The following is a 24,106-nucleotide window of genomic DNA, read 5'->3' on the forward strand; positions in this document are numbered from 1 at the left end:
CGCGTTCAGAAAGCTGAACGCAAGGCATCAACCATATTCAGCATCGATGCAGCCGATGACGCATAAAAAGCGTTTCATAGGCGGGCCGAAAAGTGTGGCCCGAGTTTGAGTAGGAGGATGTCTCATGTCGGTGACGACGAAATTACTGACCGGTGCAGCTGGTCTTGCGGCTCTCGCGGGTTTCGCGACCCCGGCAGCGGCGCAATATTATCCGGGCTACGGATATCCCAATAACAACAACAATATCGTTGGCGCGATCATCAACAGCGTCACCGGTTACGGCCGCTATCCGTACGGCAACTATGGGTACAACCAGTATGGCAACCAATATGGCAACCAGTATGGCGGCCAGTACGGGTACAACCAGAACGCGGCGGTCGACCAGTGCGCCCGCGCGGTCGAGGCCCGCTTGAATGGCGGCAACGGCTATTACGGCTACGGCAACATGCCTTATGGCGGCGGTTACAATGGCTACGGCTACAACCAGGGCAATGCCGGCGGTCGCGTCCAGGGCATCACCCGGGTCGACCGCAAGAGCTACGGCCTGAAGGTCCATGGCGTCGCCAGCTCGGGTTACCGTGGCTACGACGGTTATGGCCGCCAAGGTTACGGCAACTACGGCTACAACGCAGGTGCGGACCTGAGCTTTAACTGCGAAGTCCGCAACGATGGCCGGATCCGCGACATCGATATCAACCGCCGTTCGGCTAGCTGGCGCGGTTACTAATCGATTGACTTGAGTTTCCCCTTTCCGGGGGAACGGGGTGCGCCGGGCTCGAAAGATCCCGGCGCATTTTCTTTAGACCGAACGCAGACGCGGTTTGCCGCGGGGGGATCGCCCCTCGCTGCTAAGCAGAGCGGCAACGGCGCGCGCCAGGTCCGCTTCCCGAAACGGCTTCGACAACCTTGGCAGGCCAGCCGCTTCTCCCTTCGCGAGATTGGCGTATCCGGTCAGCAACAGCACCGGTAAGCCGGGCCGGATAGCAAGCGCATCTTCCGCCAGCTCGCTGCCCCGCATCCCCGGCATCAGATAGTCGGTGATCAGCAAATCGACCTGCTCGCCGGAATTGAGCCGATCGAGGGCGGCCGAGCCGCTTGCGGCCTCGATTACCGAATGGCCCATTTCGCGGAGCATTTCGGCCGTTGCCGAGCGCACCAGATTTTCATCGTCAACGATCAGGATCGACGCGCGGCGCGGCTGTTGCGGCAATTCGCCGTCGGCCGTGTCCGGCGCTTCCACCCGGCCATCGGCAACCGGCAGCCACAGTTCGGCCGTAGTGCCCTGGCCGACCTTGCTTCGGATCTTGAGTGCGCCCCCGGATTGCGCGGCCAGACCATGAACCATGGAGAGGCCAAGACCGGTGCCTTCGCCTTGCCCCTTGGTGGTGAAGAACGGCTCGATGGCACGGCTGAGAGTGGCTTCGTCCATGCCCGTGCCCGTGTCGGTCACAGCCAGGCGGATATAGCGGCCAGGCCGCAAGGATTCGTCGTCTGCTGGAGTTACCTCGACGTCGTCCAACGCCAGGCGGATTTGACCGCCGCCCGCCATGGCATCCCGGGCGTTGACCGCCAGATTCAGGACCGCCAGCTCGAGCTGGCCGGGATCGACCCGCGCGGCGGGCACATTGGCCGCCGTATCAACGCGAACCGCGATATGGGGGCCGATCGTTCGCTGCATCAGGTCGTGCATGCCTTCGACCAGCGATTTCACGTCGACCGTCCGCGTCTCAAGATGCTGGCGTCGGGCAAATGAGAGCAGTCGCTGAACCAGGGTCGCGGCACGTTCGGCGGCCTGCATGGCGCCCGAGATCAGCCGATTTGAACGTTCGTCGGCTTCGTGTTGCCGACGGAGCATGTCGAGCGCGCCGACGATGGGCGTGAGGAGATTGTTGAAGTCGTGGGCAACGCCGCCCGTCAGCTGCCCCAGGGTTTCAAGCTTGGCCATCTCATGCATTTGGGCGGTCGCTTCGGCCAGCCGTTGATGGTCGCGAACGCGGTCCGTCACGTCATAGGCGAACTGATAGGCTCCGACCTGCTTGCCGCTTGGGCCGTAAAGCGGGTTGAACTTCATCTCAAAATGGAGAGTGCCGCGCCGCGGATCGTTGACGTGCGAGATCTCGGTGAAGGCTTCGCCATCGATGGCGCGTTGCCAGACCGTTTTGGCGTTTCGAAGCAAGTCCGGGTGGTCCGCCAGGAGCGCAAGCTTGTCGTCGCCGACCTTGGGCCGTTTTCCCGTAAGCCGTTCGGTTTCGTCCGCCGCGGCCTTGTTGATCGCCAGTATGCGGAAATTCTTGTCGACGACCTGGACGATCGCGTCCGTCCCTTCGACCAGTTCCGCAAGCAGCTTCCGTTCAGCCAAAGCCTCTGAGATGCGCTGCTCAAGCGTCGCATTGAGCTGCTGCAGCGCGATCTCGGCATGTCGACGGGCCGTGATGTCCTGGAACAGCACTGCCACCTGTTGCTTCGAGGATGGTTCGACACGGAAGGCCGCCAGTTCCAAATGCCGGCCGGTTGCGACCAGCTCCTGCTCGAAGCGGATCGGCTCACCAGTTTCAAGGACTGCCCGGTACCGCTTCACCCAGCTGTCGGCTTCGTCCGGCACCATGTCCCGGACCCGCTGGCCCACGACGTTCGGAATGCCGGCATGCCGCTCATAGGCAGCATTGGCATCGACATGGATATAGTCGCTCAATGGCCCATGCGGACCATCGAGAAACTCGATGATGCAGAAGCCTTCGTCCATCGTGTCGAAGAGCGTCCGATACTTGGACTCGCTTTCCCGAACGAGCTGCTGGCTCTGATGCAGCTCGGCGATGTAGGTTTCGGCCTCATGCTGCCTGGCGCGGGCGCGCAGGGCCGCGCGGGCCGCGGAAACGAGTGTAACCGGGTGAAGCGGCCGTTCAAGGATGGTGACGTTGCCGAGACGGCCCGCCAGGCCGAGGTTCGCTTCCGGCCCTGAACGGCCACGGGTCAGCAACACGATCGGCAGGTCCGACCATGGCGGTTGCGCCGACAGATATCGTTCAAGCTGGACCAGCCCCTCTTCACCCAAGGCTTCCTCGGCAAGGATGATTCCGCCGGCGCGCGGCTCCTCGAGCGCGTGGATCAAGCTGTCGATGCCCGCTTCCACGGTCGTATCCAGCCCCGCACCTCTAAGAATGCCGTTGATGACCGTGGAATCGCGCCCGGACGGCGCCAGAATTGCGAGGCATTGCGGCACGAGGCTAGGCGTCCTCTTTCAGTTCGAGGAGCTTTTCGTTCGCCCCCGAGAATTTGGGAACGCCCGTCAGGATGCCGCTGAACTGGGTAAGCGGCTCACCTACCTTCACTCCCGATTTGTCGATACGATATTCGCGAATTGACGGCTCATGGTCGCCAGTTCGCTTCTTCAGTACAGAGATTGCGCGACGCAACTGGCCGGCGGCCTCAAAGTAGCGGAGCAGCAGGACGTTATCCGACAGGTAGGTCAGATCGACCGGCGATTGCATCGCGCCGACAAGTCCGTGTTGCGCCAGAACGAGGATCGTCAGCACGCCTTGCTGGTTCAGGTAGGTCAGCATTTCATGCATCTGAAGCAGCAGGAACTGCTCTTCCGGCATCGCATTCTGATAACCGGACAAGCTGTCCAGCACGACGATGGTGGTCCCTTCCGCAACATGATCCCGGACGATGCCCGACAATTCGCCCGGGCTTAGCTCGGCTGGATCAACCTGTTGGAAGCTGAAGTTCTCTTTCCGCTGATCGAGATTGATGTGCAAGCCGCCCGCGCGCTTGTAAAAGTTGCGGCGTGTTTCGTCGAAGCTGATGAACAGCGCCTTCTCACCGCGTTCAAGCGCTGCGCAAACATATTGCATGGCCAACGTCGACTTCCCGCACCCTGCCGGCCCCATAATGAGGGTGCTTGTGCCTCGGTCGATCCCGCCTTTCAACAAGTTGTCGAGGTCGGGCAGCCCGCTGCTGACCGGTTGATCTTCTTCAAATCCGATATTGTGGTCAGAGGCCACCAGGCGCGGGAAAATGCGCAGGCCGCCGGTGCGGATGATATAGTCGTGAAAGCCCCCACGAAAGGCGCGGCCGCGCATCTTGAAGACCCTTAGGCGGCGGCGCTCGGCACCATAGGCGATGGTAAGCTGTTCCAGGCGGGTGACGCCGTGGACCAGGCTATGGAGGTTGGCATCATCCATCTCCTCCGTGAGGTCGTCGACGAAAATGGTCGTGACCTGCTTGCCGGTGAAATAATGCTTCAGGGCCAGCACTTGCCTTCGGTAGCGAAGCGGAGATCCGGCAAGCAGCCGGATGTCTGAAAGGCTGTCGAACACTACGCAGTCGGGTTTGAGACGCTCGACGCAGTCCATCACCAACTTGACGGTTTCGCCAAGCTCCAGGTCGGACGAATAGACCACCGATTGCTCGCGCGTCGGATCGAGGCTGAGCTCTGCCGGGACTAGCTCGTAGATTTCGATGCCGTCCAGCGACCAGCCGTGGGTCGCGGCCGCGGCGATCAATTCATCGCGTCCCTCCGATAGAGTGACGTAGAGGCTGGTCTCACCGCGTTCTCGCGCGGCCATCAGGAATTGAAGGGCGAGGGTTGTCTTGCCCGATCCTGGCCGGCCTTCAATCAAATGTACGCGCGATCGGGCGTAGCCGCCGGCCAGGATGTTATCAAAGGCTTCGATGCCGGTCGGAATGCCGACTTCCGGCTGAACGTCGTTTTTGGCTTTCATAAATTCCTGCTTTAACCCCCGCCACATTCCCCCTTGTCGGGGGAACGCAACGCAGGAATGCAGGAAGGGTTTCCGTTAATTTACCGAGTGACGGAATCCATGTTCAGTGGTCTCAGGCGTGAGCCGCCAAGCCCTGGGCAAGTTCCTCAAGCTGCTCGGCACATTTGCCCCAGCCGCCCTCGAAGCCCATTTCCGCATGGGTGTTGCTGTCGGCTTCGTTCTTATGCAGCGCAACGGCACGATAATTGGTCTTTCCGTTTCCGGCGTCTGCCAAGGTGACGATCACGGTCATCGGGAAAGACTCGCAACCTTCACCGACCCCTTCCGCGGGCCGATATTGCGGCGCCAGTGCGCTGGTCCAAACCAGCTTTTCGCCATCGACCACTTCGAGGAAGCAGCCTGGATTACCATGGCCGGTGTCGAACCCGTCGGGCCCAACCATGCCGATCCGGAACACGCCGCCCGGCTTCAAATCCATTTCGACTTCGCTGATCTCATAAGGCTTGGGCGCAAACCACTGCTTCAAAAGCGCAGGGTCGGTCCACGCCTTCCATACGAGGTCGCGCGGGGCGTTGAGCGTGCGTTCCAGCACCAGGTCATGTTTACCAGTCATCGTCATCCTCCTTGAACCTAAAGTTTGCTGAGAAATTTTTCGAGGCGATCGGCCTGGGCTTCCCATTCCTTGCGCCGGTCGGTGAGCCATTGCTCCGCCTCCGCAATCGCATTGCCTTGCATTTGCGCGGTCCGGACCCGGCCCTTCTTTTCCGTTCGGATCAGTCCGCTCTCTTCCAGCGCCTTCAGATGCTGCAGCACCGCGGGAAGGCTCATGGGCAGCGGCTGTGCCAGCTCACTGACCGAAGCGGGTCCGCGTGACAGGCGCGCCAGCATCGCCCTCCGCGCCGGGTCAGCCAGCGCGGCGAAGGCATTGTCGAGAAGTGATTCGTTAAGCATGGGCTTAACTATCGACTCGGCAGCCCCGCTTGTCAAGATAGTTAAGTCACTACCTAACTATTGCGTGGTTAGCCCCCCGGCGGAGAAGGTGGTTCGGGCAAGTCCTTCGGCTCGGACTCGAACTTCGCATTCTGTCGGGCGCCGGTGATCGCGATTGCCCCAAGAGTGATGATAAGGGCGAGAAGGAGGATCCACCTGCCCAGCGCCTTCCAGTTCACCGATTGAACCGGCAAGGCCGTCATTTGCTGAAGTGTAGTATGGTCCGCAATATCACCGCCATTCGAGGCGGCCGGGTCGATGTGAATCCGAAGATCACGGACGAGCCTCGTCAACTGTGCATGGAAATCGCGGCCGCTGTCGACGGGCAGTGCGTTGCGGCGGAGAAGGGGCCAGAGGCTTTCCGGAAGCTGGTCGCGAGTTGGCAGTGAGGCTCCGTCGATCAGCAGCGGGACCACCGGAATGCCGCGATCAAGTGCGGTCTCAACTTCGATGCGGACCCAATCGTCCGGATCCATGATCCGCGCTGGCTGCCCCTTGCGCTGCGACCGCCACGACTTGCCGACGACGACCAGCAATGCGCCGCAGTCGGCGAGGATCGCTTGCAAATGTTCGTGGAAGTCGACGCCGGCGGGCATGGAATCGATGTCCATAAAGACGCGGTCCGTGCCGAATTCCTGGGTGAGACGGTCAAATATCCGCCCGGTTACGCCCGCGCTGTCCTCGCGGCGGTAAGAGAGAATGACGGTCGACTGCGCCCCGGACATGAGCGCGGCGTAGCAAGAATTCGGAAGTGCGAGAAGCACGCCCGGCGGTTTACAGCGCCAGATCACCTCACTATCGGCCCGCCATGCAGCCCAACGAATCCATCCTCATCGTCGACTTCGGCAGCCAGGTGACGCAGCTGATCGCGCGCCGTGTGCGCGAGGCCGGCGTCTATTGCGAGATTGCGCCCTTCAGCCAGGCCCTCACCGCCTTCGAGCGGATGAAGCCGGCCGGGATCATCCTTTCGGGATCGCCCGCCGGAGTGCCGGAGGAGGGGAGTCCCCGCGCTCCTGTCGAGCTGTTCGACGCCGGACTGCCGATCCTCGGCATCTGCTACGGCCAGCAAGTGATGAGCCACCAGCTTGGTGGCCGGGTAGAGCCTGGCAACCAGGGCGAATGGGAAGGCGAGTTCGGCCGCGCCTTCATCGCCATCACCGAGGAATGCGCGCTGTTCGATGGCCTATGGGCGGTTGGCGAGCGGCACCAGGTGTGGATGAGCCACGGTGACAAGGTCACCGCCTTCGCGCCCGGCTTCAAGATCGTCGCGGTCAGCGACGGCGCGCCGTTCGCGGTGATCGCGGACGAAGAGCGCCAGTTCTACGGGACGCAATTCCATCCCGAAGTCGCCCATACGCCAGACGGCGCCAAGCTCATCGCCAACTTCGTCCACCGCGTGTGCGGTTTGAAGGGCGATTGGAGCATGGCCGCCTATCGTGAGACCAAGGTCGCCGAAATCCGCGAGCAGGTTGGAACTGGCAAGGTGATCTGCGGCCTGTCAGGCGGCGTTGACAGCTCGGTCGCCGCGATCCTGATCCATGAGGCAATCGGCGACCAACTCACTTGCGTCTTCGTCGACCACGGCCTGCTGCGGTTGAACGAGCGTCAGCAGGTCGAGAGCCTGTTCCGCGATCATTACAACATCCCGCTGGTCGTGGTGGACGCTGAGGAGCGCTTCATGGCCGGCCTCGCCGGCGTTACCGACCCCGAAGCCAAGCGCAAATTCATCGGCGGCGAGTTCATCGCCGTGTTCGAGGAAGAAGCGAAGAAGCTCGGCGGCGCCGACTTCCTGGCCCAAGGCACGCTCTATCCCGACGTGATCGAAAGCGTCAGCTTCACCGGCGGGCCGTCGGTGACGATCAAGAGCCACCACAATGTCGGCGGGCTCCCTGAGCGGATGAACATGAAACTGGTCGAGCCGCTTCGCGAACTGTTCAAGGATGAGGTCCGCGATCTCGGCCGCGAACTTGGGCTCAACGAGCTGTTCGTTGGCCGCCATCCCTTCCCCGGACCGGGCCTTGCGATCCGCATCCCGGGTGAGGTGACCAAGGAGCGCTGCGACATCCTTCGGAAGGCCGACGCGGTCTATCTCGACGAGATCCGCAATGCGGGCCTGTACGACGCGATCTGGCAGGCTTTTGCGGTCCTTCTTCCGGTCCGGACGGTCGGCGTCATGGGCGATTACCGAACCTATGACAGCGTCTGCGCGCTTCGTGCGGTGACCAGTGTGGATGGAATGACCGCTGACATCTATCCGTTCGACGCCGCCTTCCTGTCGCGCTGCGCGACTCGGATCATCAATGAGGTGAAGGGCATCAACCGGGTGGTGTACGACTATACGTCGAAGCCGCCCGGCACCATCGAGTGGGAGTAGGGGCTAGCCCTGGAGCTGCCCGCGAAGAGCACCGTCCGGATATTCAGTGGTGTAAAGGTTCACGTAGAAGTCCGACGGGTTGGCGACGATCTCGGTCAGCCACTTTTCGACCCACATCACGCAATCGTCGAGTTTGCCTCCAGGGCCGGTGAAGAGAGTGACGACGGTGGGACCGGTGCTGTGCTCGCCGCCCTTGTGGATATGCGCCATCAGCGGCGTTGCGAGATGGGACAGGGTGAAACCGTAGCAGATCTGGTTCTTGTCGAGGTCTACCGTCAGCCTGACCTGGCCTGACCCGTCCATGTCGCCGCTCCATCGGTGCGATGGCGCCACCTCGGCTTGCCCGGACAGAGCGACTACGTAGGTCGCGGCATTGCGATGAGTCGGAATAGATGGGGACGCGGCGCCGAGAAGCGCTGGCGCGGCGATCGCGGCGCAAGCGACGCGGGGGAACGAACTCATGGCAATACTCCTGCCCGTCGCTCACGGTCACGAACCGTCGGGGCGTCGGTCAGTTCCACGCGTCAGCCGGGCTGTGACTAAGCTTGGACAATTACGCCCTTCGTCGAAAAAAGCGGTGACGGAAGGCCGGCCTCGGCTAGGCTTTACCCCATCGTCTGGAGGGTTTTCCCATGCTTCGCCATGCTGCTTTAGCTTTCAGCCTTGCGGCCTCATCCATCGCTTGCGCCGCGCAATCGCCCAAAGGCCCAGTGCTGCTGATCGGCAACAAGGGGGAAGACACGGTCAGCTTCGTCGACCTTGGGACCGGGACGGAACTGGGCCGCAGCCCGACGGGGAAAATGCCGCATGAGATCGCCATCTCGCCCGACGGGAAGCAGGCGGCAGTTGTCGCCTATGGCGACCAGACCATCGACCTGTTCGATATCGCGACCCGGACCAAGCTGAAGACGATCGACCTTGCACCCAATGAAGGCCCGCATGGCATCGCCTGGCTAAGGGACGGGCGGATCGTGGTTACGACTGAGCGAAGCCAGTCCCTGGCGGTGGTCGATCCCGCCGCCGGCAAGCTTCTGTCGAGCATCAAGACCGATCAGGCGGGGACGCATATGGTTGCCGTCACGGCGGACGGAACGACTGCCTACACCAGCAACATCCCGGCAGGCACCGTTTCGGTTCTCGATCTGAACCGTGGGAAGAAGCTGCGCGACATTACGGTTGGCGGACGGCCCGAGGGGATCGCGCTGAGCAGGGATGAATTGGTTCTGTGGGTCGGCGACCTGGAAGGTAGCCGGGTGCAGGCCTTCGATACGGATACGTTCGACAAGCTTGCGGAGGTCAAGACCGGCGGCGTCCCGATCCGGGTCGCGGCCAGTCCCGACGGCCGTTGGATCGTCACCTCCAACCTTGGCGCGGGAGGGATTACAGTGATCGATGCGGTTTCGCGCGCGCACGTCCGTGACGTGCCTCTGTCCGGCGATGAAAAAGCGGGCCAGGTCACCATCATCTTCTCAGCCGACGGGCAACGCTTGTACGCGGCCGAAACCGGATCCAACGTCATTGCGGAGGTCGACCTCAAAAGCGGCACAGTCCTTCGACGCCTTCCGGCCGGAAAGAATGGTGACGGCTTGGCGATCGCTCCCAAGCCTCAATAGCCATGTCGCCGCCGATCAGGTGAGGGCGCGCCGCCTTGCCTGCTGCAAAAGCACCCACCCAAGGATCGCCAGATAGGGGATTCCGATGGCGGTGTTGATCCGTTGCCAGATGCCGACATTGGCACGGGTCACCAGCCCGCCGACCCCCATCATGATCGCGAACAGCGCGAAGCTGGCCACGAATATCGCGATGAGGAACATCTTTAGTCCGGACAGGCCCTCGACCCTGCGCAGGGCTATCCATGCGAACAGCGACGTGAATTGACCGGCGATCGCCAGCCCGTAGGCGCCGTGGCGATCGTCTGGCATCGGATAAAGACCGGCCACGACGATCGCGAGGCCCCACAAGGAAATGCTGACCCCCGCTGCGACCGACCATGCGCGGTTGCTCGTCAGGCGGGTTAGAACATGGGTAAGGCCGAAGCCGCCGATCAGCGCAGAAAGCCCACACAGGATCACATTGCCATTGAAGAACATCGGATTGGGCGAAGCCGACGAGCCCAGCTCGCTGGCATATTGGGTAACATGGCTATAGCCCGGCCAAAGCAGCGATCCGCCAATCAGTGCGACATAGTAGAAGAGCGGAGCCAGGATCAGGCCCCACAGCAACGTCGAACGGTCCATCGCAATCCCTCCCCAGTTGCGAGACCCATCGGGTCATTTCACTTGCTAAACGGATTCGCACGTCGGACAAGTGCCTGGCCAAAATGTGAGGGAGGCGCGCGTGGACGAAGGAGCGACAAGGGCAGCGGTGCCAGCTTGGTTCTGGGCCGTGGCAATCGGAGCGCTCCTGTTCGAGGGGGCGGGCGCATTTCTGTTCGCCAACAGCCTGACGCTCGACCCCGCGACCCTCCCGCTCGACCAGCGCGCGATCTACGATGCGACACCGCAGTGGATGACGATCGCCTGGGCGGTGGCGATCGGCGCGGGCCTGTTCGGGGCCGTCGGCCTCATCATGCGGCGGCGCTTTGCGGAGCCTGCACTGCTGCTCTCGGTGATCGCGGTCGCCGTGCAATTCTCCGGCCTGTTTCTGGTCAAGCAACTCCGGGAGCTCACTCCAGAAGATCATCTGCTGGTGCCGGTGGTCATCCTCGTCATCGCTTACGCCCTTTGGCAGACCGCCAAGCTCGCGCGCCGAAAGGGCTGGCTAAGCTAGCCGGGGTTGGCTGTCCCGCCAGCGAGCGGCTAGAAGGAAACCCATGTCGACCTTCACCATCGATACGGCGACCAGCCGCGCCACGCCGACGCCGGTTCCCGGCAAGCGCATGACCGTTCCCGCCATCCGCGCACACAAGAAGGACGGCAAGACCGACCAGCCGCTCGTGATGCTGACCGCATACACGATGCGAATGGCGCAATTGCTCGACCCCCATTGCGAAATGCTGCTGGTCGGCGACAGCCTTGGCCAGGTGATCTACGGCCTGCCGTCGACAGTTCCGGTGACGCTGGAAATGATGTGCGCCCATGGTGCGGCCGTGGTGCGAGGGAGTTGGCACGCCTTGGTGGCGGTCGACATGCCGTTCGGAAGTTATGAGGGCTCTCCGGAGACAGCGTTCGAAAGCGCATCGCGGATCATGAAGGAAACCGGCTGCGCCGCCGTGAAGCTTGAAGGCGGCGAGGCTATGGCGCCGACAATCGATTTCCTGACGCACCGCGGAATTCCGGTGATCGGACATGTCGGCCTGACCCCGCAGGCGGTCAACGTGCTTGGCGGCTACGGCGCCCGCGGCAGGAGCGCCGACGAGGCGAAGAAGATATTGGCAGACGCCAAGGCGGTGTCCGATGCGGGCGCTTTCTGCATCGTCGTTGAAGGCGTGATGGAGCAGATCGCCGAGCAGGTCACCGAGGCGGTTCCGGTGCCGATCATCGGGATTGGCGCGTCTCCCAGGTGCGACGGGCAGGTGCTGGTCACGGAGGACATGCTGGGCCTGTTCGAGCGCACTCCCCGGTTCGTAAAGCGCTACGCCGACATGGCCAGCGAGATCGGCGATGCCGTCGGCCGCTATGCCGACGAAGTTCGCAATCGCTCCTTCCCGACCGACGAGCAGACCTACCGGCCGAAGGCCTGACCCATCCATGACCGGCGCCGCGCCCTTTCATGCCCATATCTATTATTCGGATGCAGAGCGCCCAGTCGCCGAGGCACTGCGCGCGAAATTCCAACAACGCTTGTCGATCGAGGGCGATGGGCGCCTGCTCTTCGTCGGAGCGATGACGGATCGGGCAGTCGGGCCGCATCCGATCCCGCAATATGAGATTCACTTCCTGGAAGCCGCGCTACCATCAGTTGTTGAAGCCATCGAAGTGTCGGGCCTCCAGGCACTGGTCCATCCGCTGACCGATGACGATCTCGCCGATCATACGAGCCTCGCCCGCTGGATTGGCGAGCCGATCGATCTCGATCTCACCGTCCTCGATCCGCCGGGCATGAATCAAGGCGTCGAACGCTTCGGCAAGGCGGACTTCTAGCCACACTTGCTCGGGCCAGTTCAACGCCGGTTCATGCGCCCGGGCGACTATTGCCGTCCATGACTAGTCTGCCTCAAGTTCAGGCCCTGCCGAGTGAAGCCGAGCATGATGGGCCGGCGCGTGGAGTAAGCGAAATGCCAGTTCAGACCCAGCTCAAGCAGGTCAGCGAGCCGTCCGTGGAGGATATGGTGATTGGCCCGCCGCGGCAGCTTCCGCTGTTCGAAGGGCTGGAAGATGAAAGCCTGGTCTGTCCGGGCTGCGGCGATGAAATCACGATCGGCGTGTCGGCACTGACGGTGCAGGCGCTATTCAAACCGCCAGGGCGATTGCTGTTCCATTGCAACTGCGATGCCTATGGCGAAGTCGACCGGCCAGGTTCCTTGTCCCGTCAATGAGGCGTGGGCTCTGAATGAGAGAGCGACGGTGGGGCTTTGCCTTTCGCCGCGCGCGCGCTAGACGGAGCGCCGCCAGCTTCTGTTCAAACGGGGTGGGGAACGAAGCGATTGGCGCCCCACCGGTAATTTTTGAGGACCCCCTTGGCGCTTCCTAACGATCCGGCCGAAAGTTTCGTCCGCGAAGTCGATGAAAATCTCCGCCGCGACCAGCTTCGTGATATGGCCAAATCCTATGGGAAATGGCTGATCGTCGCGGTCGTCCTGCTGCTCGTCGCAGTGGGCGGCTACCTCTTTTGGCAGGATCGCCAGAAGCAGGAGGTTGCCGAGCAGACCGAAGCCATGTCCGCCGCGATCGACAAGATCGGCGAGGGAAATGTGAAGGGCGCGACGGCCGACCTTCAGTCTCTGTCGAACGCGTCCAACGACGTCGTTCGGGCTGGTTCCGAACTGGCACGGGCCGCCATGGCGCTTCGTCAGAACGACCGAAAAACGGCGCTCGACATCTACAAGCGAATCGCGGCCGACGATGGCATGCCCCAGCCGTATCGCGATCTTTCCACGGTGCGCGGGACGATGATCGAATATGATCAGCTGAAGCCCGACGAGATTATCAGCCGCCTGTCGCCGCTGGCACAGCCCGGCAAGCCCTTCTTCGGGACCGCTGGTGAAATGGTCGCGCTCGCGACGCTTGCCAAGGGTGACCGCAATGGCGCTGGTCAGCTGTTCGCCCGCATCGCGGAAGACCGCCAGGTTCCCCAATCCATCCGCAGCCGCGCCGTTCAGTTCGCGGGCTCCCTGGGAGTCGACGCTAGCGCTGCCCTTCCGGCGGAACCCGCCGCCAATCCTGCTCAGTAGGACGATCACTCATGCGTCACGTATCTCGCGTTACCCTGCTTCTCCTGTCGGCTTCGATGCTGGCGAGCTGCGGCGGCGGCCTCGGACTGTTCAAGAAGTCGGACAAGATCACGGTTCCGGGTGAGCGGACGCCGGTCCTCGTCAACGAGGCGGACATCGACATCGACACCGCCACCGCGACGGAGCCGATGACCCTGCCGGCGGCGGTCACAAACGACAGCTGGGCCCAGTCGGGCGGCAATGCCAACAAGTCGGTCGGACATCTAAGCCTGGGCCAGTCCCTCGGCGTCGCCTGGACCGTTTCCATCGGCCGGGGCAGCGACAAGAGCGGCCGGCTGGGCGGCGGGCCGGTCGTGGCCGATGGCAAGGTCTTCACGATGGATACGTCCGGAACGGTTCGCGCCTTCAGCACCCAAAATGGCGGTCAGCTCTGGTCGACCCGGTTCGGCGAAGTCGGCGATAATGCTGCGTCGATCTACGGCGGCGGCGTCGCCTATGATTCGGGCAGGGTCTACGCGACCAACGGCATCGGCTATGTCGCCGCGCTCGACGCCACGAACGGCGGAATTGTATGGACGGTGAAGCCGGCTGGTCCGCTTCGCGGCGAACCGTCGGTCGATGGCGGCTCTGTCTACGTGATGAGCCAGGACAATCAGATCTACTCGCTCAAGGCCGCCGATGGGACAACCAACTGGTCGAACGCCGCCGCGCTGGAAATCGCGGGTGTGTTCGGTTCGGCCGCCCCCTCGATCGGACAAGGCACCGTAGTCGCCGGATTCTCGTCGGGTGAGCTCAACGCCTATCGATATGAGAATGGCCGCCAGGTTTGGCAGGACGCGCTGGCCCGGACGACCATGTCGACCAGCGTCGCCTCGCTGTCGGACATCGATGCGGACGCGGTGATCGACAATGGCGTGGTCTATGCGATCGGGCAGGGCGGACGAATGGTCGCCCTCGACCTCTTCTCCGGCCAGCGCATCTGGGAACTGAACTTCGCGGGTATCGCCACACCATGGGTTGCCGGCGACTGGATTTTCGCGGTCAACGACAAGGCCCAGCTGGTGGCGATCGCTCGCCGCACCGGCAAGATCCGCTGGATCAACCAGCTGCCCCGCTACCGCGACCAGAAGGACCGCAAGGGACCGATCACCTATGTCGGACCGGTCCTCGCCGGCGAGCGTTTGATCGTCGCCGGATCGAACGGCGCACTGGTCAATGTCAGCCCGGTTGACGGCACCTTCCAGAGCCAGGTCGACCTCAAGGACGGTGTTAGCTTCCAGCCGGTCGTGGCCAATAATACGCTCTACCTGCTGACTGACGCAGGTCGGCTGATTGCCTACCGCTAGTTGACGCCTGCGCAGCGGGCGGGCAGGGGCGTCCACATGTCCCTCCCCACCGTCGCCATCGTCGGCCGCCCTAACGTCGGCAAATCGACGCTGTTCAATCGGCTGGTCGGCAAGCGCATCGCGCTGGTCGACGACCGGCCCGGAGTCACGCGCGACCGCCGCGAGGGCGAGGGGCGGTTGCTGGACCTCGAATTCCGCGTGATGGATACCGCCGGTTTCGAGGATCATGACCCGGCCAGCCTGCCGGGCCGGATGCGGGCACAGACGGAAGCGGCGGTGCGCGAGGCGGACGTTGCGCTGTTCCTGATCGATGGCCGCGAAGGCCTGACGCCGCTGGATGAGGAAATTGCCCGCTGGCTTCGCTCCGGCAAGACGCCGGTGGTGGTTGCCGCGAACAAGGCGGAAGGCAGCGCCGGCGAGGCTGGCCGGCTCGAAGCCTTTGCGCTTGGCCTTGGCGAACCGATCGCCATCAGTGCCGAACATGGCGAGGGACTGGTCGACTTGTTCGAAGTGCTGCGCCCGCATGTCGAGCATGAGCATTTCCAGACAGAGGCGGAGGAGGTCGAAGAGGGCACCGGCCCGCTGAAGATGGCCATTGTCGGTCGTCCTAACGCCGGCAAGTCGACACTGGTCAACAAAATGCTGGGCGAGGAACGGATGATCACCGGTCCGGAAGCCGGCATCACCCGCGACAGCATCAGCCTTGACTGGCAGTGGAACGAAAAGGCCGTACGGCTTGTCGACACCGCTGGGCTCCGGAAGCGGGCCAAGGTCGAAGACAAGCTGGAAAAATTGTCGGCGATGGATACGCGCCGCGCGATCGACATGGCCGAGGTCGTCGTCCTCCTGCTTGATGCTACGCGCGGTTTGGAAGCGCAGGACCTCAGGATTGCGGACCAGGTGATCGAGGAAGGTCGGGCACTCGTCATCGCGATCAACAAGTGGGACGTAGCCGAACATGCCTCATCGCTGTTCAACGGGGTCAAGGCCGCGCTCGAGGAAGGGCTGAGCCAGCTGAAAGGCGTTCCCGTGCTCACGGTTTCCGCCAAGACCGGCAAAGGAATCGACCAGCTGTTAGGCGCGGCGTTCGAGGTCCGCGACAGCTGGTCGAAGCGAATCCCGACCGGCGAACTCAATCGCTGGTTCGAACGTGCGATCGAGCAGAATCCGCCGCCAGCGCCCGGCGGCAAGCGGATCAAGCTGCGTTACATCACCCAGGTGAAGAGCCGGCCGCCAAGCTTTGTGGTGTTCGGGACGCGGGTCGACCAGCTGCCGACCAGCTACCAGCGCTATTTGCTCAATTCGATGCGCCGCGACCTTGACCTGGGCCCGGTGCCGCTTCGCCTGACGATGCGTGCTCCGAAGAACCCGTTTCACAACAAGGGTTAAGACGGAAAATAACCGGTCCTTTACCCTTTGCGCGTACGCAAGGCATGTGGACCCGCGCCTTCATTGAGGGCGTCACGGAGATTGGAACAAGTGGAAGACGGCTCGGACATCATCGACTGGGTGCATTTCGAGAAAAGCCGGGGCGAGCTCGGACCGGGCTTTATTCGCATTCTCTCCTATTTTCGCGAAGATGGCGAAAAAAGCCTCTCGGCGATCGAATTGGCGATGCACCAGCAGAATACCGTGGCCTTGGTCATCCCCGCCCACACGCTAAAGGGTGAGGCTCGTCAGTTCGGTGCGGAGCCGTTGGCCGCAGTAGCTGAAAAGATCGAGCAGACGGCCCGCTTCTGCATCGAGACCCATCGCTTCCCGGACGAGCTGGTGCCCGACGTTGTCGAGCTGCGCCGGCTGTGGAACCGGACGATCGAATTTTTCGACAAGGCGACCAATCCGTTGCAGAGCCGCCCGGGCTCGCCCGGTGGCTTTGGCCGCAAAGTCGCCAACCAGGGCTTCGGCAGGATCTAGACGACGGCCGGCAGGGCGGGCTTGCGCATGGGCTGCAACGATCCTCGTGACAGGCTTCGCCACAGCCATTCCAGCGGGCCATATTCGAACCGTTCCAGCCACGGCTTCGACCAGGCCAGCATCACCACCCATGCGGCAATGACGACGAGCCAGAGCTCGGCGCGGCTCAGCTCTCCGAACAACCCAAGCCCCCATCCGTAGAACAGGCCGGTCATCAGGATCGACGTGCCGAGATAGTTGGTGAACGCGGCGCGGCCGGCGGCGGCGATCCGTTCGACGAGCCAGCCTCCCTGGTCGGTCAGGATGATGATCAATGCGGCAACGGCGACGATCATGATCGGGCGGACCAGGACAGTGGCCACCATGGCCAGCCAGAAAAGGCCCACTGGAGAGAAACCGTCGAGGAATATCAGCGAGACGATGACGAGATAAATCGGAATGCCGATCAGGAAGCCACGGACGGCAACCCGCGTATAGGATTGTTCATCCCAGCTACCGGCAAAGAAGCCGCTCTTCAACGCCGCCATCCCGAACAGCATGTACCCAAGTGTCTCGGGTCCAAACGTCAGCGAGAAGATAAGGGGTTCCCACCGATGTTCGGTCAACTGGTAGTGGACCAGGCTGGTCCAGGGTCCGAGCGCGCGGCCCATTTGCTCGGCCAGCTCGACACTGCTCGGGACGCGCACCCACAGCGACATTTCCTTCCAGGCCGCGACGGTATCGGCGCTCGCGCCCGGTTGGGAGGCCGCCACCGAAAGGCCCTGGGCGCTGTAGGCGAAGCTGGCCATGATCAGGAATTGGAGGAAAATGAGGGTGGCGCCGAGGGCGATCAGCTTGCGCGGCGCCATGTTGCGGAAGAACCAGGCGACCATTCCGATCAGGGCGTAGCCGAACAGGATGTCGCCAAACCAAATCAGGTAGAAATGCATCGCTCCGAATAGCAGCAGGACGAGCATCCGGCGGTAGTGGACCGATGCCGAGTTCAGGCCCTTCGCCTCAGCCTTCTCGATCACCAGCAGCATGCTGGCTCCGAACAGGAAGGAGAAAAGGCCCCGCATCTTTCCGTCGATCAGGATGAAGTTGAAGGCGTAGGCGGCAAGGTCGAGCGACGTCTCGCTGCCGTATGCCATGGGGTTCATGTAGGCCCCGACAGGCATTGCAAAGGCGACGATATTCATCGCCAATATTCCCATCACCGCGACGCCGCGGACAATGTCGAGCGTTGCGATGCGGTCCGGCGATGATGATGTCGTGGCCATGGGTCCCCCGGGGGCGTCACCCTGAACTTGTTTCAGGGTCCATTTTCTCGCCCGGTACCACACTCCCCCAAGATGGATGCTGAAACAAGTTCAGCATGACGGCAATGCGGGGCATTGCCGGCCCGGTGAACTCAGCATGACGAATTCCAGGCTAGTCTTCCGAGCCCTCGCTCTGAAGCTGGATATAGTTCTGAAGGCCCATGCGCGCGATCATGTCGAACTGGGATTCCAGCGTATCGACATGCTCTTCCTCATTCTGGAGTATCTCGCTGAACAGGTCGCGACTGACATAGTCCTGGACCTTTTCGCAGTGGGCGATTGCGCCCTTGAGCTGGACCAGCGCCTCCATTTCGAGAGCCAGGTCACACTTCAGCATTTCCTCGACATTCTCTCCGATGCGGAGTTTGCCGAGCAACTGGAAATTGGGAAGTCCGTCGAGGAACAGGATCCGCTCCGCCAATTTGTCGGCATGCTTCATCTCGTCGATGGATTCGTGCCGCTCGAACTCGGCGAGCTTGGCGATGCCCCAATTGTCGAGCATCCGATAATGCAGCCAATATTGATTGACCGCGGTCAGCTCATTCTTGAGCGCTTCGTTGAGGAGTTGGATGACCCGTTTATCGCCCTTCATCGCGACCTCCCTTGGCTGTCACGGCTCTAACGCCTTGGTGGCACAAAAGGAAGCAAGAATTTGGCGGAAATCAGGGAAAAATAATGCGACTTAGTCGCATTACGCGGCGCGCGGGAACTCGATGACCACGCGGCTCGACTTGGACCGTGACGCAACACCGCGTTCCTCGTCGATGATGTCCTGCGCGCAATTGAGGCAGCAACCACACTGCGGCTCAAAGCCGAGAGCCTTATAGGCCTCAAGCGGACATGTAGCGCCCTTGCGAGCTTCGGCCCGGACTTCGTCTTCGCGAATCGCATTGCAGACACAGACGATCATGAAGATCGTTTACACGATAATGCGAACCATTCGCAAGAGTAAATTGGAATCCGATCAGGCGATCAATCGGCCCCGCAAATTCTTCGCGGTGATAAGCGCGATCGGGATACCCACCAGCGCAATATGCGCGAACAGCTGGGAGACGATCGCGCGTGTCTGCGGAGGCAATGGCGAGTCAAAGCGGATCGGCACGACGATCCAGTTCATCACGACATAGGTAATCAGCCCATAGGCAACGCCCGCGTGAATGGGCTTGGCAATCACTGCAGGCCAATTGCGCGCCGCAATCACAAAACAGGCCGCCATGATCGCCATCAGGACGAAATGGACGACGAGGCCGAGTATGGATCCGGTCGCTCCCCATTCGGTCGCTCCGGGGAAGGGGCCCGATGCCACCGTGCGCAGCATTGATGCCGGCCCGCGGCCAAAGATCGAACTCATCAGAGCCGCGTAGAGAATATCCAGTGCGCCCGCGACCAATGTCGCCATGGCGATCGTTCGACCCATTCTTGCCTCCCCTTGTATCGGACTGGAAGGCTGCCTTGGGTCGGGCCGAAGTCAAGTTGGCGCTCGTTGAACGTTGCCGCTGCGTCGCTCAACGTTCGAGCGGGACGCTAGATCGGCCATTGGCTGTCAGCGATGCTCCTTGCGGATCACCAGCTTCAGCCCGGACCAGATCTCATCCACTGCGCAAACCTTCACGTCGACCAGTTGAAGCGGCAAGGCGACTTCCCGAATGACGTCTTCGGTAATGTCCGTCGGCACTTTCGACGCCTTCTTTGGCCAACTGACCCAGATCATCCCGGCGGGGTCGAGAAGCGGAAGAAGCATGCGCAGTTCGCAATCAAGCACGGCGCAGCTTGTCACAAATATATGGGCAAATTCGATCGGCGGTTCTGGAAGGCTCAGCCGCTGCAACGATGGCGCATCGCGGTCGATCGCCGCGCGGACGGCGTCCGGCACGTCCTGGAACCAGGCGCGCATACCGGGCTTCAGGCCGAGCTTCTGGGCTAGCGGCCTGGCTGAATAGCCCGCCGCCGCCATGGCTCAGAGTTCGCCCGACATCAGTGCGGGGAAGAAGCCCTCATGCGCCGCACGCAGGTCGGTGAGGCTGACTTCGCCATCGGTCGCCGCTTCCTTTGTCCCGATGTAGATCGTCTCGCCGCCGGTCCAGCCGACGAAGCAGCAACCGATGCCGTGCTCCGCCGCCAGCTTTTCGACGATGTCGCGGTCGAGCGGCTCGGTGACGATGTAGCGCCCCTGGGTTTCGCCAAACAGCGACCAATCGTGGCGGATGACCTCGCGGTCGACATACTCTTCGAAGCTTCGGATCATCAGCCGCGCGCCGATATTACCGGTGAGCGCCATTTCCGCGACGGCAACGGCGATGCCGCCGTCGGAAACGTCGTGGACGGCGGTGACATATTCTTCTTCGATCAGCTTTCGCACGAATTCGCCATTGGCGCGCTCGCGGGCCAGGTCGACCTTGGGCGGTTGTCCGTCGCGCGATCCGCGGCAGACGTTCAGCCACAGGGACTGGCCAATCTCGGTGTCCATGTCGGGATCCGCGCCGATCAGCAGGATCTTCTGCGCTTCTGCCTTGAATGCGATCGTCGCCGACTTCTGCCAGTCATCGAGCAGGCCGACGCCACCGATTGCCGGCGTTGGGAGGATGGCGCTGCCGCCACCGGTCGCCTTGCTTTCGTTGTAGAGGCTGACATTGCCCGACACGATCGGGAAGTCGAGCGCGCGGCACGCTTCGCCCATGCCTTCCAGGCAACCGACAAACTGGGCCATGATTTCCGGCCGCTGGGGATTCCCAAAGTTCAGGCAGTTGGTCACGGCGAGCGGCGTTGCGCCCACCGAAGAGAGGTTGCGATAGGCCTCGGCAATCGCTTGCTTCCCGCCCTCATAGGGGTCGGCATAGCAGTAGCGAGGCGTGCAATCGGTCGTGACGGCGAGGGCCTTGTCGGTCCCATGCACGCGGACCACAGCTGAGTCGCCGCCGGGCCGTTGCACGGTATCCGCCCCGACCTGGCTGTCATATTGCTCCCAGATCCAGCGGCGCGAGGCGAGGTTGGGCGATCCCATCAGTGTCAGCAGGTCCGCGGCACAGTCGCTGCTCTTGGGGATGTTGCCCAGCGGACCGACCTTCGCCCAGGCCTTGTAATCGTTGCGGGACAGATAGGGCCGCTCATATTCGGGAGCCTCGTCGGCCAGCGGGCCAAGCGGGATGTCGCAAACCGTCTCGCCGTTCCAATCAAGGACCATGTGGCCGGTATCGGTCACTTCGCCGATCACCGCGAAATCGAGTTCCCATTTGCGGAAGATCGCTTCTGCCTCGCCCTCGCGGCCGGGCTTCAGCACCATCAACATGCGCTCCTGGCTTTCGCTGAGCATCATCTCATAGGGCGTCATGCCTTCTTCGCGGCACGGCACCTTGTTCATGTCGAGCCGAATGCCCGCTCCGCCCTTCGAAGCCATTTCAACCGAGGAGCTGGTGAGGCCTGCGGCGCCCATATCCTGGATGGCAACGATCGCGTCGGTCGCCATCAATTCGAGGCAGGCTTCGATCAGCAGCTTCTCGGTGAAGGGATCGCCGACTTGCACCGTTGGGCGCTTCTCGTCGCTGTTCTCATCGAAATCGGCGGATGCCATGGTCGCGCCGTGGATGCCGTCGCGCCCCGTCTTGGAGCCGACATAGACGATCGGATTGCCCAGCCCGGTCGCGGCCGAATAGAAGATCTTGTCGGTATGCGCGACGCCGACGGTCATCGCATTGACCAGGATGTTGCCGTCATAGGCGGGGTCGAAATTGACCTCGCCGCCGACGGTCGGAACGCCGACGCAATTGCCGTAGCCGCCGATCCCGCTGACCACGCCGGCGATCAGGTGGCGCATCTTGGGATGGTCGGGCCGCCCGAAACGCAGCGCGTTCATATTGGCGACTGGCCGCGCCCCCATGGTGAACACGTCGCGGAGGATTCCTCCAACGCCGGTCGCCGCGCCCTGATAGGGTTCGATGTAGCTCGGGTGGTTGTGGCTCTCCATCTTGAAGATGGCGGCCTGCCCGTCGCCGATGTCAATCACACCGGCATTTTCGCCGGGACCCTGGATGACCCAGGGCGCCTTGGTCGGCAGCTTCTTCAGATGGAAGCGCGACGATTTATAGGAACAATGCTCCGACCACATGACCGAGAAGATTCCGAGCTCGACCAGGTTGGGCTCGCGGCCCAGCGCGTGGAGAACGCGGTCATATTCTTCCGGGCTGAGGCCATGTTCGGCGACGATCTCGGGGGTGATGCGGGGGGCGTCCAAAACGGTCATGCGCGGCCCCTTAGCCTCGGCGAGCCGTTACGGCTAGCCGCGGAGACGCAAGTCGGAGAACTATGGCCAAAGAAAAAGCCCCCGGCATTGCCAGGGGCTTCCCAAATCTACCGAGCTGTAAGGCTTAGCCCTTACAGACCTGCGCGCCCTTGCCTGGGAGGGTAAGGTTCACAGTCGACGCGGTTGCACTGCCCTTCAAGACATAGCCGCCTTCGGCAGTGAGATCGGTGCTTGCGGGCTGGCCTTCAACGGCCTCTGCCGGCTTGACGTGCGTCTGCGTCCGGTCGGCGCCGTGGACGTAGGCACCCTTGTTTTCAGCAAGCCAATCAATCTGCACCAGGCTGTTGTCCTTGCAGCGATAGGTCTTGCTCGCCGCGATCGACGGCGGCAGCTCGACCGGCGCCGCATTTGCCAGTTCGTGAGCCATCGGATCCGGCTGCTCGCCACCAGTGATGGTTTCAGGTTTGCAAGCGGCCAGAGCCAGCAAGCCAACGGCGATGAGTGAAAGATTGCGAATCATGGATTCGCCTTTGTCAATGAAATGCCTCCGCGTAAAGCACCTGATCGACGAGCGTCACTTCGTTGCAATGAAACGTCCGGGCGCATAGTGTGTCGCAATGAACCGCGCCCAAGGCGAAGAGCGGATGCAGCGCATCCGCATCGGACTGACCGGCCTGGCCTTCGTTTTCCTGCTCGTTTTACTCGGCACGGCGATCAGCCGATCCAGCGAGGACAGCGTTGTCTCGCCTGCCCAGAATGAGCTGGCTGCCGACAAGGAGCCGAACGAACCGTTGGCCGAGATCGGCGCAGCTCCAGGCGCCACGCTGGAAAATGAAACCAGCGAGGGCGCTGCCAGCAACAAGCAATGAAGCGCTCGACGATCGCGATGCTGGGCGCGATTGCGTTCCTGGCGGCGATCGCCGCCTGGGCGGTCACCGGATCCAGCGATCGCCTGGGGCCACGACCGGAAGCGGAGCGGGCTCCACTGGCACTCATCACCAGCCTGCCGCTGCTATTCGGGGAAGAGTTCGGGTTGGACAATGGCGGATCGCCGGCACTGACCCGGCTTGAGCAACGCTATAATATCTTGCCGGTCGGGGTGGCGGATCAAAAAAGCCTGCAAGGGAAGAGCCTTTTGTTGATGGCACACCCGCGCGCGCAGCCTGCAGACGTCCTGGTTCAGCTCGACCAATGGGTGCAAGGTGGCGGGAAGCTTCTGTTGCTTGCCGATCCCAAGCTCGACTGGCCAAGCAGCCGCCCGTTCGGTGACAAGCTCCGTCCGCAACCGGCGTTCGCCGATACCGGCTTGTTACAGCATTGGGGATTGAAGCTGAGCGGTCCGGAAGCCGACGGATCCGACACCAGAGGGCATCTCGCAAGCACTGGCAAATGCATCGTGGTGGGCGGAGGGATGATTGCTCGCTGCTCCATCGGTCGCGGCTGGGTAACAGTAATTGCGGACGCGGACTTCCTTAATGTCGACGACAGCGAAGCCGACAATCTGAGCTTGCTGGTCGGGGAACTGAACCGGCTCGAATCCCGCTAAGTCCACGAGTCATGGCCAATTCCAACAGACTTATCCACAGGGTTGGCCGACCAGAACAGGCGAAGAACAAATCCCTAACAGACCCTTAAAAAACCGTTGAAAATCCGCCACACGGCATGGAATCCCGCTGTATGGCATGAAAATCCATTGTATCCCGCACCTCGTTGAGTTACCAACATCAACTGTAGCGCGGGGCATTCCTGACTGAGTCGATGGGACGCAGGGCGCACGGGGAACCGTGCATCCTGCGAACGGGAAAGCTTGTGCCCGCGCCAAGGGGTGTAGGACGTGGCACTAGAGCATCTGTTTCAAGGCAGTGCTTTGAACGCGGTAGACGCGAAGGGT

27 protein-coding genes are annotated in these 24,106 nt (G+C 62.2%); 13 read left to right on the forward strand and 14 right to left on the reverse strand.

Annotated elements, in window-relative coordinates; all coding sequences use genetic code 11:
* Positions 1–124: 124 nt before the first annotated feature.
* The gene (locus LZ496_RS11130; protein ID WP_249904749.1) at positions 125–727 is read left to right on the forward strand and encodes a hypothetical protein; all 603 of its coding nucleotides are present in this window, start codon (positions 125–127) and stop codon (positions 725–727) included.
* Positions 728–799: 72 nt separating this feature from the next.
* Here the strand turns inward: LZ496_RS11130 and LZ496_RS11135 are convergent, their stop codons facing one another.
* The 5 genes from LZ496_RS11135 to LZ496_RS11155 all read right to left on the reverse strand — a co-directional run bounded on the left by LZ496_RS11135 (position 800) and on the right by LZ496_RS11155 (position 6,439).
* The gene (locus tag LZ496_RS11135; RefSeq protein WP_249904750.1) at positions 800–3,220 is read right to left on the reverse strand and encodes a hybrid sensor histidine kinase/response regulator; all 2,421 of its coding nucleotides are present in this window, start codon (positions 3,218–3,220) and stop codon (positions 800–802) included.
* Positions 3,221–3,224: 4 nt separating this feature from the next.
* Positions 3,225–4,724, reverse strand: coding sequence for an ATPase domain-containing protein (locus LZ496_RS11140; protein ID WP_249904751.1), 1,500 nt, complete (start codon positions 4,722–4,724; stop codon positions 3,225–3,227).
* 112 nt (positions 4,725–4,836) lie between these two features.
* The gene (locus tag LZ496_RS11145) at positions 4,837–5,337 is read right to left on the reverse strand and encodes an SRPBCC family protein (RefSeq protein ID WP_249904752.1); all 501 of its coding nucleotides are present in this window, start codon (positions 5,335–5,337) and stop codon (positions 4,837–4,839) included.
* A 17-nt stretch (positions 5,338–5,354) separates the two neighbouring features.
* A complete protein-coding gene (locus tag LZ496_RS11150; RefSeq protein ID WP_249904753.1) occupies positions 5,355–5,675 on the reverse strand; it encodes an ArsR/SmtB family transcription factor in 321 nt (106 codons plus the stop codon).
* 68 nt (positions 5,676–5,743) lie between these two features.
* Positions 5,744–6,439, reverse strand: coding sequence for a toll/interleukin-1 receptor domain-containing protein (locus LZ496_RS11155; RefSeq protein WP_249904754.1), 696 nt, complete (start codon positions 6,437–6,439; stop codon positions 5,744–5,746).
* Between the two features lie 83 nt (positions 6,440–6,522).
* On the opposite strand from LZ496_RS11155, the gene guaA reads away from it, so the two are divergent.
* The gene (guaA, locus tag LZ496_RS11160) at positions 6,523–8,088 is read left to right on the forward strand and encodes a glutamine-hydrolyzing GMP synthase (RefSeq protein ID WP_249904755.1); all 1,566 of its coding nucleotides are present in this window, start codon (positions 6,523–6,525) and stop codon (positions 8,086–8,088) included.
* A 3-nt stretch (positions 8,089–8,091) separates the two neighbouring features.
* Here guaA and LZ496_RS11165 read toward each other — a convergent pair whose 3' ends face one another.
* Positions 8,092–8,550, reverse strand: a complete 459-nt coding sequence (locus tag LZ496_RS11165) for a CHRD domain-containing protein (protein ID WP_249904756.1) — start codon at positions 8,548–8,550, stop codon at positions 8,092–8,094.
* A gap of 170 nt (positions 8,551–8,720) precedes the next feature.
* Here LZ496_RS11165 and LZ496_RS11170 point away from each other — a divergent pair, with 170 nt between their 5' ends.
* A complete protein-coding gene (locus LZ496_RS11170; RefSeq protein WP_249904757.1) occupies positions 8,721–9,701 on the forward strand; it encodes a YncE family protein in 981 nt (326 codons plus the stop codon).
* Between the two features lie 15 nt (positions 9,702–9,716).
* On the opposite strand, the gene LZ496_RS11175 is transcribed toward LZ496_RS11170, so the two are convergent.
* The gene (locus LZ496_RS11175) at positions 9,717–10,325 is read right to left on the reverse strand and encodes a DUF998 domain-containing protein (RefSeq protein WP_249904758.1); all 609 of its coding nucleotides are present in this window, start codon (positions 10,323–10,325) and stop codon (positions 9,717–9,719) included.
* Positions 10,326–10,452: 127 nt separating this feature from the next.
* Between LZ496_RS11175 and LZ496_RS11180 the strand changes: the two genes are divergently transcribed.
* From LZ496_RS11180 to LZ496_RS11215, 8 genes are all read left to right on the forward strand, one after another.
* On the forward strand, positions 10,453–10,857 hold the full coding sequence (locus LZ496_RS11180; protein ID WP_249904759.1) for a hypothetical protein: 405 nt from the start codon (positions 10,453–10,455) through the stop codon (positions 10,855–10,857).
* A gap of 43 nt (positions 10,858–10,900) precedes the next feature.
* Positions 10,901–11,770, forward strand: coding sequence for a 3-methyl-2-oxobutanoate hydroxymethyltransferase (gene panB / locus LZ496_RS11185; RefSeq protein ID WP_249904760.1), 870 nt, complete (start codon positions 10,901–10,903; stop codon positions 11,768–11,770).
* A 7-nt stretch (positions 11,771–11,777) separates the two neighbouring features.
* Positions 11,778–12,170, forward strand: a complete 393-nt coding sequence (locus LZ496_RS11190) for a DOPA 4,5-dioxygenase family protein (RefSeq protein WP_249904761.1) — start codon at positions 11,778–11,780, stop codon at positions 12,168–12,170.
* A gap of 134 nt (positions 12,171–12,304) precedes the next feature.
* The gene (locus LZ496_RS11195; RefSeq protein ID WP_249904762.1) at positions 12,305–12,565 is read left to right on the forward strand and encodes a hypothetical protein; all 261 of its coding nucleotides are present in this window, start codon (positions 12,305–12,307) and stop codon (positions 12,563–12,565) included.
* 141 nt (positions 12,566–12,706) lie between these two features.
* Positions 12,707–13,420 (forward strand): tetratricopeptide repeat protein, encoded by a 714-nt coding sequence (locus LZ496_RS11200; RefSeq protein WP_249904763.1) that lies wholly within the window; start codon positions 12,707–12,709, stop codon positions 13,418–13,420.
* Between the two features lie 11 nt (positions 13,421–13,431).
* On the forward strand, positions 13,432–14,766 hold the full coding sequence (locus tag LZ496_RS11205) for an outer membrane protein assembly factor BamB family protein (protein ID WP_249904764.1): 1,335 nt from the start codon (positions 13,432–13,434) through the stop codon (positions 14,764–14,766).
* Between the two features lie 36 nt (positions 14,767–14,802).
* On the forward strand, positions 14,803–16,155 hold the full coding sequence (gene der, locus LZ496_RS11210) for a ribosome biogenesis GTPase Der (RefSeq protein WP_249904765.1): 1,353 nt from the start codon (positions 14,803–14,805) through the stop codon (positions 16,153–16,155).
* A gap of 90 nt (positions 16,156–16,245) precedes the next feature.
* Entirely contained in the window at positions 16,246–16,680 is a 435-nt protein-coding gene (locus LZ496_RS11215) for an Hpt domain-containing protein (protein ID WP_249904766.1), read from the forward strand.
* On the opposite strand, the gene LZ496_RS11220 is transcribed toward LZ496_RS11215, so the two are convergent.
* The 7 genes from LZ496_RS11220 to LZ496_RS11250 form a co-directional block, all read right to left on the reverse strand.
* Positions 16,677–17,939, reverse strand: coding sequence for a DUF418 domain-containing protein (locus tag LZ496_RS11220; RefSeq protein WP_249904767.1), 1,263 nt, complete (start codon positions 17,937–17,939; stop codon positions 16,677–16,679). The genes LZ496_RS11215 and LZ496_RS11220 overlap by 4 nt on opposite strands.
* A gap of 151 nt (positions 17,940–18,090) precedes the next feature.
* Positions 18,091–18,570 carry a bacterioferritin gene (gene bfr, locus LZ496_RS11225; protein ID WP_249904768.1) on the reverse strand — a complete coding sequence of 160 codons (480 nt, stop codon included), beginning with the start codon at positions 18,568–18,570 and terminating at the stop codon, positions 18,091–18,093.
* Between the two features lie 99 nt (positions 18,571–18,669).
* Positions 18,670–18,888, reverse strand: coding sequence for a (2Fe-2S)-binding protein (locus LZ496_RS11230; RefSeq protein ID WP_366516723.1), 219 nt, complete (start codon positions 18,886–18,888; stop codon positions 18,670–18,672).
* 54 nt (positions 18,889–18,942) lie between these two features.
* Positions 18,943–19,395, reverse strand: coding sequence for a hypothetical protein (locus tag LZ496_RS11235; protein WP_249904769.1), 453 nt, complete (start codon positions 19,393–19,395; stop codon positions 18,943–18,945).
* Positions 19,396–19,521: 126 nt separating this feature from the next.
* The gene (locus tag LZ496_RS11240; RefSeq protein WP_249904770.1) at positions 19,522–19,932 is read right to left on the reverse strand and encodes a DUF3052 domain-containing protein; all 411 of its coding nucleotides are present in this window, start codon (positions 19,930–19,932) and stop codon (positions 19,522–19,524) included.
* A gap of 3 nt (positions 19,933–19,935) precedes the next feature.
* Positions 19,936–22,215, reverse strand: coding sequence for a phosphoribosylformylglycinamidine synthase subunit PurL (gene purL, locus LZ496_RS11245; RefSeq protein WP_249904771.1), 2,280 nt, complete (start codon positions 22,213–22,215; stop codon positions 19,936–19,938).
* A 124-nt stretch (positions 22,216–22,339) separates the two neighbouring features.
* Positions 22,340–22,735 carry a hypothetical protein gene (locus tag LZ496_RS11250; protein WP_249904772.1) on the reverse strand — a complete coding sequence of 132 codons (396 nt, stop codon included), beginning with the start codon at positions 22,733–22,735 and terminating at the stop codon, positions 22,340–22,342.
* A gap of 97 nt (positions 22,736–22,832) precedes the next feature.
* Here LZ496_RS11250 and LZ496_RS11255 point away from each other — a divergent pair, with 97 nt between their 5' ends.
* Together LZ496_RS11255 and LZ496_RS11260 are read left to right on the forward strand one after the other, a co-directional pair.
* Positions 22,833–23,084, forward strand: a complete 252-nt coding sequence (locus LZ496_RS11255; RefSeq protein WP_249904773.1) for a hypothetical protein — start codon at positions 22,833–22,835, stop codon at positions 23,082–23,084.
* The gene (locus tag LZ496_RS11260; protein ID WP_249904774.1) at positions 23,081–23,761 is read left to right on the forward strand and encodes a GldG family protein; all 681 of its coding nucleotides are present in this window, start codon (positions 23,081–23,083) and stop codon (positions 23,759–23,761) included. Before LZ496_RS11255 ends, LZ496_RS11260 begins: the two co-directional genes overlap by 4 nt.
* Positions 23,762–24,106: the final 345 nt, after the last annotated feature.

Source organism: Sphingomonas caseinilytica (assembly GCF_023516455.1).
Classification (GTDB): Bacteria; Pseudomonadota; Alphaproteobacteria; order Sphingomonadales; family Sphingomonadaceae; genus Sphingomicrobium; species Sphingomicrobium caseinilyticum.

Bases quoted from the DNA above. Each gene is read 5' to 3' on its own strand.
- LZ496_RS11195 (WP_249904762.1), top strand. From the start codon at position 12,305: ATGCCAGTTCAGACCCAGCTCAAGCAGGTCAGCGAGCCGTCCGTGGAG.
- LZ496_RS11260 (WP_249904774.1), top strand. From the start codon at position 23,081: ATGAAGCGCTCGACGATCGCGATGCTGGGCGCGATTGCGTTCCTGGCG.
- LZ496_RS11170 (WP_249904757.1), top strand. From the start codon at position 8,721: ATGCTTCGCCATGCTGCTTTAGCTTTCAGCCTTGCGGCCTCATCCATC.
- bfr (WP_249904768.1), bottom strand. From the start codon at position 18,570: ATGAAGGGCGATAAACGGGTCATCCAACTCCTCAACGAAGCGCTCAAG.
- panB (WP_249904760.1), top strand. From the start codon at position 10,901: ATGTCGACCTTCACCATCGATACGGCGACCAGCCGCGCCACGCCGACG.
- LZ496_RS11155 (WP_249904754.1), bottom strand. From the start codon at position 6,439: ATGTCCGGGGCGCAGTCGACCGTCATTCTCTCTTACCGCCGCGAGGAC.
- LZ496_RS11140 (WP_249904751.1), bottom strand. From the start codon at position 4,724: ATGAAAGCCAAAAACGACGTTCAGCCGGAAGTCGGCATTCCGACCGGC.
- LZ496_RS11175 (WP_249904758.1), bottom strand. From the start codon at position 10,325: ATGGACCGTTCGACGTTGCTGTGGGGCCTGATCCTGGCTCCGCTCTTC.
- LZ496_RS11145 (WP_249904752.1), bottom strand. From the start codon at position 5,337: ATGACTGGTAAACATGACCTGGTGCTGGAACGCACGCTCAACGCCCCG.
- der (WP_249904765.1), top strand. From the start codon at position 14,803: ATGTCCCTCCCCACCGTCGCCATCGTCGGCCGCCCTAACGTCGGCAAA.
- guaA (WP_249904755.1), top strand. From the start codon at position 6,523: ATGCAGCCCAACGAATCCATCCTCATCGTCGACTTCGGCAGCCAGGTG.
- purL (WP_249904771.1), bottom strand. From the start codon at position 22,215: ATGACCGTTTTGGACGCCCCCCGCATCACCCCCGAGATCGTCGCCGAA.
- LZ496_RS11130 (WP_249904749.1), top strand. From the start codon at position 125: ATGTCGGTGACGACGAAATTACTGACCGGTGCAGCTGGTCTTGCGGCT.
- LZ496_RS11190 (WP_249904761.1), top strand. From the start codon at position 11,778: ATGACCGGCGCCGCGCCCTTTCATGCCCATATCTATTATTCGGATGCA.
- LZ496_RS11150 (WP_249904753.1), bottom strand. From the start codon at position 5,675: ATGCTTAACGAATCACTTCTCGACAATGCCTTCGCCGCGCTGGCTGAC.
- LZ496_RS11255 (WP_249904773.1), top strand. From the start codon at position 22,833: ATGAACCGCGCCCAAGGCGAAGAGCGGATGCAGCGCATCCGCATCGGA.
- LZ496_RS11205 (WP_249904764.1), top strand. From the start codon at position 13,432: ATGCGTCACGTATCTCGCGTTACCCTGCTTCTCCTGTCGGCTTCGATG.
- LZ496_RS11165 (WP_249904756.1), bottom strand. From the start codon at position 8,550: ATGAGTTCGTTCCCCCGCGTCGCTTGCGCCGCGATCGCCGCGCCAGCG.
- LZ496_RS11235 (WP_249904769.1), bottom strand. From the start codon at position 19,395: ATGGGTCGAACGATCGCCATGGCGACATTGGTCGCGGGCGCACTGGAT.
- LZ496_RS11220 (WP_249904767.1), bottom strand. From the start codon at position 17,939: ATGGCCACGACATCATCATCGCCGGACCGCATCGCAACGCTCGACATT.
- LZ496_RS11240 (WP_249904770.1), bottom strand. From the start codon at position 19,932: ATGGCGGCGGCGGGCTATTCAGCCAGGCCGCTAGCCCAGAAGCTCGGC.
- LZ496_RS11230 (WP_366516723.1), bottom strand. From the start codon at position 18,888: ATGATCGTCTGTGTCTGCAATGCGATTCGCGAAGACGAAGTCCGGGCC.
- LZ496_RS11250 (WP_249904772.1), bottom strand. From the start codon at position 22,735: ATGATTCGCAATCTTTCACTCATCGCCGTTGGCTTGCTGGCTCTGGCC.